This window comes from Streptomyces yatensis (assembly GCF_018069625.1).
Lineage (GTDB): Bacteria > Actinomycetota > Actinomycetes > Streptomycetales > Streptomycetaceae > Streptomyces > Streptomyces yatensis.
This window is the reverse complement of record NZ_CP072941.1, coordinates 6,596,259-6,606,794: the sequence shown is the minus strand read 5'-3', so window position 1 is coordinate 6,606,794 and position 10,536 is coordinate 6,596,259. Positions and strand designations below refer to the sequence as shown.

Below are 10,536 nucleotides of genomic sequence, written 5' to 3'. Positions count from 1 at the left end.
CCGTGCTTGGGCCCGCGTCAGGAATCGTTGCCGTCGAGGCTGTCGAGGTCGAGCGCCATGTCGATGAGGTGCTGGACGTCCATCTCGTCGATGGACTCCGCCTCGTCCTCGACGCGGCTGGGATCGGAAGTGGCTGCTTGTGGATCGGCCAGCCGGAGCAGCGTGTCCAGCAGCCCCGCCTCCCGGATCCGCCCCATCGGGATGGTGGCCAGGGTGCGGCGCAGCTCGGCGTCCTGCGGATCGGTGTCCACATGGGCGGGGGCGTTGCCGGGGCCGTGGCCGGGTCCGTCCGGGATCAGCTCGGTCAGCAGATGCTCGGCGAGCGCGGCCGGTGTCGGGTAGTCGTAGACCAGGCTCGCGGGCAGCTTGAGGCCGGTGGTGGCGCCGAGCCGGGTGCGCAGTTCGACCGCGGTGAGCGAGTCGAAGCCCAGCTCGCTGAAGGCGCGTCCGGCCCCGACCTCGTCGGCGGAGGCGTGGCCGAGGGCGGTGGCCACATGGCTGCGGACCACCTCCAGCACCGCGTCCTTACGGTCGGCCACGGCCAGTTGGGCGAGCCGCTCGCGCAGCGCGGAGGCGCCGTCGGCCGCCGCCGTGTCGGCCGATTCGGCCTCGCCGCCGCCCCGCAGGGCCTTGGCGACCTGCGGCAGATCGTCGATCAGCGGGCGGGGGCGGGCGGCGGTGAAGGCCGGGGCGAACCGCTCCCAGTCGACATCGGCCACCGTCACGGCCGTCTCCTCGCGGGAGAGCACCCGCTGGAAGGCGACCATGTTCAGCTCCGGTGCCATCGGCGGCAGTCCACGGCGGCGCAGCTGCTCCTCCGCGTCGCCCTCGGCGGCCATCCCGCCCTCCGCCCACGGGCCCCAGGCCACGGAGGTGGCGGTGAGCCCGCGGGCCCGGCGCTGTTCGGCCAGCGCGTCGAGGAAGGCGTTTCCGGCCGCGTACGCGCCCTGGCCACCGCTGCCCCACACCCCGGCGATCGAGGAGAAGAGCACGAAGGCGTCCAGCTCGGCGTCCTCGCCGAAGAGGGCGTCGAGGTGGACCGCCCCGGTGGTCTTGGCCGCCACGATCCGGGCGAACTCGGGGAGTTCGGTGCCGGTGCCGGGCTCCTGGGAGATCCCGGCCGAGTGCACCACGGCACGCACCGGGGTGCCGTTGGCGGCCAGCTTCTCCACGAGCGCGGCGAGCGCGTCGCGGTCGGCCACATCGCATGCCTCGACGGTCACGGCGGTGTCGGTGCCGGAGAGTTCGGCCACGATCTCGGCCGCGCCCGGCGCGTCGGGGCCCCGGCGGCTGAGCAGCACCAGCCGCTCCGCGCCGTGGTGGGCCAGCCAGCGGGCGACATGCCGCCCCAGGGCGCCGGTGCCGCCGGTCACCAGCACGGTGCCGCGCGGCGTCCAGGGCTCGGCGGCGGCGGTGGCCGCGTCGCGCGGGGCCGGGACGAGGCGGCGTACGAAGACCCCGGTGGCGCGGATCGCCACCTGGTCCTCGTCGTCGGCCCCGGCGAGCACGGCCGCGAGCCGGTCCAGCGCCCGCTCGTCCAGGGTCTCCGGCAGATCGACCAGACCGCCCCAGCGCTCGGGCTGCTCCAGGGCCACGACCCGGCCGTAGCCCCAGACCTGGGCCTGGGTCGCGCTGTCCAGCCGGTCGGCGCCGCCGGTCGCGACCGCGCCCCGGGTGGCGCACCACAGCCGCGCCGGGGCGTCCTCGCCCCGCGGCGCCGGAGACCCGGGCAGCGCCAGCGCCTCGGCCAGCGCACCGGTCAGCGCGAGGCCGACCGGCACCGCCGGATGCTCCGGGTGCGGCCGCTCGTCCAGCGCCAGCAGGGAGAGCACTCCGGCCACCGGGCCGTCGGCCGACGCCTGGGCGAGGCGGGCGGCCACGGCCGCGGGGTCGGTGTCCGTGGCGTCCAGTTCGACGCGGACGATCCGCACCCCGCGCCGCGTCAGGTCCTCGGCCACGGCGGTGATCCGCGGGTCGTCGGCGTGGTGTGCGGGGACGACGGTCAGCCAGGTGCCGGCCGGGGCCGGGGAGCCCGACGGACCCTGCGAACGGGGCTTCCACACCACGTTGTAGAGGTGGCCGTCGGCGGCGGACCGCTCGCGCTGGGTGCGGCGCCACGTCGACAGGGCGGGCAGCACCGCGCTGAGCGGCTGGTCGCCCTCGACCCGCAGCTCGGTGGCGAGCGATTCCCAGTCCTCGCGCTCCACGGCCTCCCAGAACCGCGCGTCCACCGCGTCCACCGCGCCCTCGGCCGGGGTTCCGGTCTCCAGGGCGAACTCCGGCCAGTAGCGGCGGCGCTGGAACGCGTACGTCGGCAGGTCGACGCGGTGGGCGCCGGTCCCGGCGAAGTACCCGGCCCAGTCCACCTCGGCGCCCCGGACATACGCCTGGGCGAGCGCGGCGGTGAGGGTCTCGGCCTCGGGGCGGTCCTTGCGCAGCGCGGCGGCGAAGCCCGCCACCTCGGCGTCGGCGACGCACTCCTGGGCCATGGCGGTCAGGACGCCGTCGGGGCCCAGCTCCACGAAGGTGGTGACGCCGTGGGTTTCCAACGCCCGTACGCCATCGAGGAAGCGGACCGCCTCGCGGACGTGGCGCACCCAGAAGTCCGGGCTGGTGATCTCCTCGGCGGAGACGATGGCACCGGTGAGGTTGGAGACGATCGGGATGCGCGGAGCCTCGTACGACAGCCCCTGCGCCACCTCACGGAACGCGTCCAACATGCCGTCCATGCGGGGCGAGTGGAAGGCGTGGCTGACGGTGAGCCGCTTGGTCTTACGACCCTGCGACTCGAAACCAGCGGCAATCTCCAGAGCCGCGTCCTCGTCACCCGCGATGACCACCGACGCCGGCCCGTTCAGCGCGGCGATCGAGACGCGCTCGCTGAGCAGCGGCGTCACCTCGTCCTCCGACGCCTGGACGGCGATCATCGCGCCACCGGCGGGCAGCTCCTGCATCAGCCGGCCCCGCGCGGCCACCAGCGTGCACGCGTCTGCGAGGGACAGCACACCGGCCACATGCGCGGCGGCCAGCTCACCGATCGAGTGGCCCGACAGGAAGTCCGCCTTCAGCCCCCACGCCTCCACCAGCCGGAACAGCGCCACCTCGACCGCGAACAGCGCGGGCTGGGTGAAGCCGGTCCGGTCCAGCGCCTCGGCGTCGTCCCCGAACAGCACGTCCTGCAAAGGCCGTTCAAGGCGGGTGTCCAGCTCCGCGCAGACCGCGTCCAGCGCGTCCGCGAACGCCGGGTAGGCGTCGTACAGCTCACGCCCCATCCCCAGCCGCTGGCTGCCCTGCCCGGTGAAGAGGAAGGCGAGCTTGCCACCGGTCACCGAGCCCTCGATGAGCCCCGTGGCGCCGCGCCCGTCGGCCAGTGCCGCGAGCTGCTCGCCGAGGATGCCGCCGTCCCGGCCGAGCGCCACGGCCCGGTGTTCCAGGGCGGCACGGGAGGTGGCCAGGGAGTAGGCGAGGTCGAGCGGGCGCGGCCCGTCGGCGCCGGTGTCCCCGGAGGCGCCCACGAAGGCGTCCACGGAGGGGCGCAGCCGTGCGGCCTGGGCCCGTAGCGCGTCCTCGGTACGGCCCGAGACCGGCCAGGCGAGGACGGGCAGGGACCGCTCCGGAGCGGGCGCGGCGACCGTGTCCATGGCCGGGGCCTGCTCGATGATCGCGTGCGAGTTGGTGCCGCTGAAGCCGAACGACGACACCCCCGCGCGGCGCGGACGGCCGGTCTCCGGCCAGGGCCGGGCCTCGGTCAGCAGCTCGATGTCGCCCGCCGACCAGTCGACGTGCGGGGTCGGCTCGCTGACGTGCAGGGTCCGCGGCAGCACACCGTGGCGCATCGCCATGACCATCTTCATGATGCCGGCGGCGCCCGCCACGGCCTGGGTGTGGCCGATGTTGGACTTCACCGAGCCCAGCCACAGCGGCCGGTCCTCGGGCCGGTCCTGGCCGTAGGTGGCCAGCAGCGCCTGCGCCTCGATCGGGTCGCCCAGCGTCGTGCCGGTGCCGTGGGCCTCCACGACGTCGATGTCGGTGGCCGACAGACCGGCGTTGGCGAGGGCCTGGCGGATGACGCGCTGCTGGGACGGGCCGTTGGGCGCGGTCAGACCGTTCGACGCACCGTCCTGGTTGATGGCGGTGGAGCGCAGGACGGCGAGCACCGGATGGCCGTTCTTGCGCGCGTCGGAGAGCCGCTCCACCAGGAAGAGGCCCACGCCTTCGGCCCAGTTGGTGCCGTCCGCGTCACCGGAGAACGCCTTGATCCGGCCGTCGGCGGCCAATCCGCGCTGCCGGCTGAACTCCAGGAAGGCGCCCGGTGTCGACATGACCGTGACGGCTCCGGCCAGCGCCATCGAGCATTCGCCGTTGCGCAGCGCCTGCGCGGCCAGGTGCAGCGCCACCACCGACGACGAGCACGCCGTGTCGATGGTGACCGCCGGGCCTTCGAGCCCGAAGGCGTAGGAGAGCCGGCCGGAGGCCACGCTGGAGGAGTTGCCGGTGCCGAGGTGGCCTTCGAGGCCCTGCGGCTCGTTCAGCCACAGCGTCAGATAGTCCTGGTCGTTGGAGCCGATGTAGACGCCGGTACGGCTCCCGCGCAGGGACGCGGGGTCGACCCCGGCCCGCTCGAACGCCTCCCAGGTGGTCTCCAGCAGCAGCCGCTGCTGCGGGTCCATGGCCAGGGCCTCGCGCGGCGAGATGCCGAAGAACGAGGCGTCGAAGTCGGCCACGTCGTGCAGGAAGCCGCCCTCGCGGGTGTAGCTGGTGCCCTCGAGGTCGGGGTCGTCGCTGTAGAGGGTGGCGAGGTCCCAGCCGCGGTCGGCGGGGAACGGGGTGATGGCGTCGTCACCGTCGACCAGCAGCTGCCACAGCTCCTCGGGCGACCGCACACCGCCGGGGAAGCGGCAGCTCATCGCGACGATCGCGATCGGGTCGTCGCGGTCCACCGCGCTGATCACCCGGTCGGGGACGATCGCGTCGGCCGCCTCCCCGACGATCTCCTCGCGCAGATGGCCCGCCAGGCTGGTCGAGGTGGGGTAGTCGAAGACGAGCGTGGGCGGCAGCCGCAGCCCGGTCGCCTCGCGCAGCAGATTGCGCAGTTCGACGGCGGTCAGGGAGTCGAAGCCCAGGTCCTTGAAGGCCCGGCCCTCCTCCACGGCCTGCGGGCCCGCATAGCCGAGGACGGCCGCCACCTGCGTACGGACCAGGTCCAGCAGCAGCCGGTCCTGCTCGGCCGCGCTCAGCCCGGCCAGCCGCTCCGCCAGCGCGGAACCGCCGCCCGCGGCCGCGTCCACCGCGCGGCGCACCGGGACCCGCACCAGCCCGCGCAGCAGCGGCGCGAGCGCGCCCGCCGCGGCCTGGGCGCGCAGCGCCACGGCGTCCACGCGCATCGGGACCGGCACCGCCTCGTCCGTGGCGAGCGCGGCGTCCAGGAGCGCCAGGCCCTCGGCCGGGGACAGCGGCGGCAGTCCGGCGCGCCGCATCCGGCTGATGTCGGCCTCGTCCAGGCCACCGGCCATACCGGCGCCCGCCCAGGGGCCCCAGGCCGGCGAGACGGCCGGAAGGCCCTCGGCGCGGCGGTGTGCGGCGAGGGCGTCCAGGAAGGCGTTGGCGGCCGCGTAGTTGCCCTGGCCGGGGGTGCCGAAGACACCCGAGGCGGAGGAGAACAGGACGAAGGCCGTCAGATCGAGGCCGCGGGTGAGCTCGTGGAGGTTCCAGGCCGCGTCCACCTTCGGACGCATGACGTGGTCGACGCGCTCGGGGGTGAGGGAGCCGATCACACCGTCGTCCAGCACACCGGCGGTGTGCACCACGGCGGTCAGCGGATGCTCTGCGGGGACGGTGGCGAGGGCCGCGGCGAGCGCGTCCCGGTCCGCCACATCGCAGGCCGCCCACGCCACGTGGGCACCCAACTCGGCCAGCTCAGCGGCGAGTTCGGCCGCACCCGGGGCCTCGCCACCACGGCGGCTGACCAGCAGGAGGTGCCGCACGCCACGCTCGGCCACCAGATGCCGGGCCACGAGCCCGCCCAGCGAACCGGAGGCGCCGGTGACCAGCACCGTGCCCTCGGAGTCGAAGGCGTCCTTGGTGGCCGCCGTCTCCTCCGCGACCGGCACCCTGGCCAGCCGCGGGATACGGGCCACGCCCGCACGGACGGCGAGCTGTTCCTCGCCCGCCGCCAGCGCGGCCGGAAGCACGGCGAACGACGCGTCCTGGCCGTCGGTGTCCAGCAGGACGAAGCGGTCCGGGTTCTCGGCCTGCGCCGTGCGCAGCAGCCCCTGGACGGCGGCGCCCGCGAGGTCCACCACCGGCTCACCGGCCTCGATGGCCACGGCCCCCGAGGTCAGCAGGACCAGACGTGAGTCCGTGAAGCGGCCGTCGGCCAGCCACTGCTGGAGCAGCCCCAGCACCTGGGTGGTGGCCTGATGCGCCGTGGTGGCGGGCGAGGGGCTTTCCCCCACCCCGCCCCTTCCCGAAACAATGGGCTCCGCCCCTTGGCCCCGGTCCTCAAAACGCGCTGGAGATGCCGCACCCCGGCATTCGAGTGCCGCGCCGTCCGCGTGCGGGTGGGTACGCCCTTCGGGCGTGTCCTCAATCGCCGGACGGGCTTGAATTGCCGCACCCGGGCCTTCAGATGCCGCGCCGTCCGCATGCACGCCCGGACGGGCTTGATGTGCCGGGCACACCACTACGTACTCCGGCAGCGCCGTGCCGGAATCGAGGGCCTCGCCCAGCTCCGCGAGGTCCGCGTATGCCGTAGCACCCAACCCGAACGGATCCGTGCCCAGCACCGCCCACCGGCTGCCGCCGGGCGCGCCGGCGCCCGCTGCGGCCGGGAGTTCGGTCCACTCCACGCGGAACAGCGACTCGTGGTACGCCGCCCGCGCGGCCCGCACCTGCTCCGCCGACACGGCGCGCAGGACCAGCGAGTCCACGGCGGCGACCGGCGCACCGGCCGAGTCCGCGATCTCCAGCCGGACCCCGTCCGCGCCCCGCAGCACCAGCCGCACCCGCAGCGCCGAGGCGCCGCTCGCGTACAGCGACACACCGCTCCAGGCGAACGGCAGCCGCCCGCCCTGGCTCTCGCCGTCGCCCGGGCCGTCCATGCCGAGCGCGTGGAGCGCCGAGTCGAGCAGCGCCGGGTGCAGTCCGTACGCCTGCGCGTCGGAGGCGGCGGACTCCTCCAGCCGTACCTCCGCGAAGAGTTCGTCCCCGCGCCGCCAGGCGGCCGTGAGCCCCTGGAACACCGGGCCGTACCGCAGACCACCGTCCGCGAGGGCCGCGTACAGCTCCTCGGTACGGGCCGCCTCGGCGTCCTGCGGCGGCCACGCGGTCAGCGCGAACGACGGCCGGGGCGCGCCCGAGGCGAGCACACCGTCGGCGTGCCGCGTCCACGGCTCCTCGGCCGGGGCGTCCTCCGCGCGGGACAGCACGGTCAGGGACCGCCGTCCGGCGCCGTCGGGCGCGCCCACCGTGAGCTGCAGCCGGACGCCACCGCGTGCGGGCAGCACCAGCGGGGCGTGCAGGGTCAGCTCGTCGAGCAGGTCACAGCCGACCTGGTCACCGGCGCGCACGGCGAGCTCCACGAACGCGGTGCCGGGCAGCACCACCGTGTCCCGCACCACATGGTCGGCCAGCCACGGATGCGTATCCACACCCAGCCGACCCGTGAAGACCAGCCCATCGGTCTCGGCCAGCGGCACCGCCGCACCCAGCAACGGGTGTCCGGCCAACTCCAGCCCCACAGAGGCCACATCGCCCACCGAGCCGGCACCCGGCTCCAGCCAGAACCGCTCGTGCTGGAAGGCGTACGTCGGCAGATCCACCTGCTCCGCGCCCCGACCGGCGAAGAACCCGGCCCAGTCCACCGTCACACCGCGCACCTGCGCGCGGGCGATGGCGGTGGTCAGCGCCTCGGCCTCGGGACGGTCCTTGCGCAGCGCGGAGAGGAACGCGGCGTCCGACGCGGAGTCGGTCACACACTCCTGCGCCATCGCGGTGAGCACACCGTCCGGGCCCAGCTCGATGAAGGTGGTGACACCCTTGGCCTCAAGGGTGCGGACGCCGTCGAGGAAGCGGACGGCCTCGCGGACGTGGCGCACCCAGAAGTCAGCGGTCGTGATCTCGTCGGCGGACACCACGCCACCGGTCAGATTCGACACGATCGGGATCTTCGGAGCCTCGTACGACAGCCCCTGCGCCACCTGCCGGAACGCCTCCAGCATCCCGTCCATACGCGGCGAGTGGAAGGCGTGGCTGACCGTGAGCCGCTTGGTCTTCCGACCCCGCGCCTCAAAGCCCGCCGCGATCTCAAGCGCCGCGTCCTCATCGCCTGCGATGACGATGGAAGTGGGCCCGTTGAGGGCGGCGATGCCGACCCGCTCGGCCAGCAGCGGCGTCACCTCGTCCTCCGACGCCTGCACCGCGATCATCGCGCCACCGGCCGGAAGCTCCTCCATCAAACGGCCACGCGCCGCCACCAGCTTCGCCGCATCCGCCAGCGACAGCACACCCGCCACATGCGCGGCGGCCAGCTCACCGATCGAATGCCCCGACAGATAGTCGGGCTTGAGACCCCACGCCTCAACGAGACGGAACAGCGCCACCTCGACCGCGAACAACGCGGGCTGGGTGAAACCGGTCCGGTCCAGCGCCTCGGCATCGTCCCCGAACAGGACGTCCTTCACAGGCCGTTCAAGGTGCGGGTCCAGCTCCGCACACACCGCGTCCAGCGCCTCCGCGAACACCGGATAGGCGTCGTACAGCTCACGCCCCATCCCCAGCCGCTGGCTGCCCTGCCCCGTGAACAGGAACGCCAGCTCGCCCTCGGCGACAACACCCTGGACCAGCCCCGGCGCGGACTCCCCCCGCGCCAGCGCCTCCAGCCCGGACAGCAGCCCGGCGCGGTCCTCGCCCACGACCACCGCACGACGCTCCAGCGCCGCCCGGCCGGTGGCCAGCGAATAGGCCACATCGGTGGCGCCGAGGGCGGGGTGGCGGTCGAGGTGGGAGGCGAGGCGGCGGGCGTTGTCGCGCAGCGCCGCCGCGTTTCCGGCGGACAGGGCCCACGGCAGCACGGTGGCGGTGACGACCGGGGCCGGGGTGGCGTCCCCGTCCGTGGCCGACGGCTCCTCGGCCTCCGGCTCGGGGGCCTGCTCCAGGATGGTGTGGGCGTTGGTGCCGCTCACGCCGAAGGCCGAGATGCCGGCCCGGCGCGGCCTGCCGGTCTCGTCCCAGGGGCGGGCCTCGGTCAGCAGGGACACTTCGCCCGCCGACCAGTCGACGGTCGGGGACGGCTGGTCGACGTGGAGGGTCTTGGGCAGGATGCCGTGGCGTATCGCCATGACCATCTTGATGACGCCCGCGACACCCGCCGCCGCCTGGGCGTGGCCCAGGTTGGACTTGAGCGAGCCCAGCCACAGCGGCCGGCCCTCGGGCCGCTCCTGGCCGTAGGTGGCCAGCAGCGCCTGCGCCTCGATCGGGTCACCCAGGGTCGTACCCGTGCCATGCGCCTCGACGACGTCGATCTCGGCGGCGGACAGCCGGGCGTTCTCCAGGGCCTGGCGGATGACGCGGCGCTGCGACGGGCCGTTCGGCGCCGTCAGACCATTCGACGCGCCGTCCTGGTTCACCGCGCTGCCACGCACGACCGCGAGTACCGGGTGACCGTTCTTGCGGGCGTCCGACAGCCGCTCGACCAGCAGCACACCGACGCCCTCGGACCAGCCGGTGCCGTCCGCCGAGGCGGCGAAGGACTTGCAGCGGCCGTCGGGGGCGAGGCCGCGCTGGCGGCTGAACTCCACGAAGACGTCCGGGTTGGGCATCACGGTGACGCCGCCGACGAGGGCGAGCGAGCATTCGCGCTGCCGCAGCGCCTGGGCCGCCCAGTGCAGGGCGACCAGCGACGACGAGCAGGCCGTGTCGATGGTGGCGGCCGGGCCCTCCAGGCCGAAGGTGTAGGCGATACGGCCGGACAGCACGCTGGTGGCGCCGCCGGTGAGCAGCAGCCCCTCCAGCTCCTCCGGCGCGCCCGAAACGTCCGAGCCGTAACCCATCGCCGAGGCGCCCACATAGACGCCGGTGCGGCTGCCCTTGACGGAGGTCGGGTCGATTCCCGCGCGTTCGAAAACCTCCCAGGAGGTTTCCAGCAGCAGCCGCTGCTGCGGGTCCATGGCCAGGGCCTCGCGCGGCGAAATGCCGAAGAACGCGGGGTCGAATTCGGCGGCGCCGTCGAGGAATCCGCCGCCGCTGTTGTAGAAGGTGCCCTTGCGGTCGGGGTCCGGATCGGCCAGCCCCTCGATGTCCCAGCCGCGGTCGGCGGGGAATCCGGAAATGGCGTCACCGCCCTCCGCGACCAAGTGCCACAGGTCCTCGGGCGAACCGACGCCACCGGGGAACCGGCAGCTCATCGCGGTGATCGCGATCGGTTCCTGCGCGTCCGCCTCCACCTCGGTCAGGCGGCGACGGGCCCGGCGCAGCTCAGTGGTCATCCACTTCAGATTGTCGAGAAGCTTCTCTTCGTTCGCGCTAGCCACGGAAACG

At 74.2% G+C, this 10,536-nt stretch carries 1 protein-coding gene; it reads right to left on the bottom strand.

The window, feature by feature from the left end; all coding sequences use genetic code 11:
* Positions 1-17 precede the first annotated feature (17 nt).
* Positions 18-10,529, bottom strand: a complete 10,512-nt coding sequence (locus tag J8403_RS27700; protein WP_211125545.1) for a type I polyketide synthase — start codon at positions 10,527-10,529, stop codon at positions 18-20.
* Positions 10,530-10,536 lie beyond the last annotated feature (7 nt).